General features: G+C 67.7%; 3 protein-coding genes. All 3 read right to left on the bottom strand.

Annotated elements, in window-relative coordinates; genetic code table 11:
* Positions 1 to 982 (bottom strand): MFS transporter (locus EOS_RS17470; RefSeq protein WP_235442856.1); only part of this gene is annotated, 982 nt, incomplete at its 3' end.
* Positions 979 to 1,698 (bottom strand): ABC transporter ATP-binding protein, encoded by a 720-nt coding sequence (locus EOS_RS17465; protein ID WP_047847929.1) that lies wholly within the window; start codon positions 1,696 to 1,698, stop codon positions 979 to 981. The genes EOS_RS17470 and EOS_RS17465, both read right to left, overlap by 4 nt.
* Positions 1,695 to 2,049, bottom strand: a 355-nt coding sequence (locus EOS_RS17460; RefSeq protein ID WP_047847928.1) for an ATP-binding cassette domain-containing protein, incomplete at its 5' end; no start/stop codon positions are given. The genes EOS_RS17460 and EOS_RS17465, both read right to left, overlap by 4 nt.

Raw genomic sequence — 2,049 nt, 5'->3', positions numbered from 1 at the left:
CGAGGCGAGATTGCCGGCGGCGAACATCGCCATTAGCGGAAACAGATGGAAGCCCGTCTGCAGCGGAGTCTCGCCGCGTTGTTGCTGCAGGTAGAGGCTGACCAGAAAAATCTCGGCGAGGATCGCGAAATTGATCGCGAGTCCGAGGATGCTGCCCGCCACGAATTGCGGGTTGTTGAGGAGGGCTATCGACAAGATCCGGTGGCGCGCGCGCCGCTCGCGCACGACGAACGCGGCGAGCGCGAGGAGCGTCGCGAGTGCGCAGCCCACGATCACCGGCGAAGTCCAGCCGGCGCTGGATCAGCGTGAGGCTGAGCGCGGTCAGCGCGGCCGCGCCGAACAGATGGCCGAAACCGTTCAGCGGGCCGGCATGGCGCGGCGAGCGCGCGACATGCCGATGCGTCAGCCACAGGCCGATCAGGCCCACCGGCAAGTTGACCCAGAAGATGCTGCGCCAGCCGATGGCGTTCACGAGCACACCGCCGACAAACGGGCCGAACGCCATCGCCGCGGACACCAGCGCGCCCCAGATGCCGATCATCCGGACCCGCAGCGCTCCAGGAGGGAACGCGAGCGTCAGCAGGCTCAGCGAGCTCGGCATGAAGAGCGCCGCGCCGACGCCTTGCAGCAGCCGGGCCGCAATCAGCATTGCCGAGGTCGTGGCCGCCGCGCACAGCAGCGAGGCAGCCACGAAGATCACGAGACCCGTCAGGTAGATCGTCTTCGAGCCGAACCGGTCGGCGAGCGCACCGCCCAGCAGCAGCAGCGCCGCGAAGCTCAGCGTATAGGCATCGACGACCCAGACGAGCGTCGTCAACGACAGGGAAAGGCTGTCCTGCATTGCCTTCAGCGCCACGTTGACGATCGTGACGTCGAGCATCGCCATCACGAAGCCCGACGCGACCGCGACCATGATCGTGGCCGGCCGGGCGCCACTTGCGCCGGTCCCGGCTGGAGCGGCATCGGCCGCGGACGGATTCATGCGGCTCTCCCGCCGAGATACAACCGGCTCATCTCGTCGCTCTCGAGCAGGTCGGCGGCGGGCCCGGCGAGCGCGACGCGCCCCATCGTCAGCACGATGCCGCGATCGGCGATGCGCAGCGCCTCGATCGCATTCTGCTCGACCATCAGGACACCGATGTGTTCGGCGTCGCGCATCTGGACGATGGCGTCGAATACCTCGTCGACCATTTTCGGCGACAAGCCGGCCGACGGTTCGTCGAGCAGCAGCATCACGGGCCTCGGCATCAGCGCGCGAGCGAGCGACACGATCTGGCGTTCGCCGCCCGACAACGCCGAGGCGGGGGAGCGATAGCGGTGGCGTAACACGGGATACTGCTCGCACAGCTCCTCGATGCGCGCTTCGCGCGGGAACGACGACAGCGCGTGGCCGCCCAGCATCAGGTTCTCGCGCACGGTGAGCGTGCCGAATACGTTGTCGGTCTGCGGCACGAAGCCGACGCCGTGCTCGCAGACCTTGCGGTTGACGGGGATACGCGCGACATCCCGGCCGTGCATCGTGATGGTTCCCGAGCGCGGCAGCAGGAACCCCGCGATCGCCTTGAGCAGCGTCGATTTCCCGCAGCCGTTCGGCCCGAGGATCGTCACGATGTCGATCGGCCCGACCTGCAGCGAGACGCCATGCAGGATGTCGACTTCCGGCGTGTAGCCCGCAAAGAGATCCCGGACCTCGATCATGACGCCTCCAGCGGCCGGGGGGCACGGTGCGAGCGTCCCAGGTAGGCGTCGAGCACGCGCCGGTTCTTGTCGAGCTCGGCCGGCTTGCAGTTCGCGATCGCGGCGCCGCGGTCGAGTACCACGCAGCGATCGCACAGTTCACGGATGAAGTGCATATCGTGCTCGATCACGACGAGCGTCACGCCCTGGCCGTGAATGCGCCGCAGCTCGCCGATCAGCTCGCCACGCAGGTTGGGGTGCACGCCCGCAGTGGGCTCGTCGAGCAGCAGCAGTTTGGGCTCGGTCATCATCGCGCAGGCAATGCTGAGGAGCTTTTTCTGCCCGCCCGAGATCGACGCGGCGGGCAGGTGG

It is taken from the genome of Caballeronia mineralivorans PML1(12) (assembly GCF_001028175.1).
Taxonomy (GTDB): domain Bacteria; phylum Pseudomonadota; class Gammaproteobacteria; order Burkholderiales; family Burkholderiaceae; genus Caballeronia; species Caballeronia mineralivorans.
The sequence above is the reverse complement of the archived record's forward strand: the minus strand, read 5'-3'. Positions and strand labels throughout refer to the sequence as shown.

What these genes read in the sequence shown, in the direction of transcription:
- EOS_RS17465 (WP_047847929.1), bottom strand. Translation starts at nt 1,698, where the DNA reads ATGATCGAGGTCCGGGATCTCTTTGCGGGCTACACGCCGGAAGTCGAC.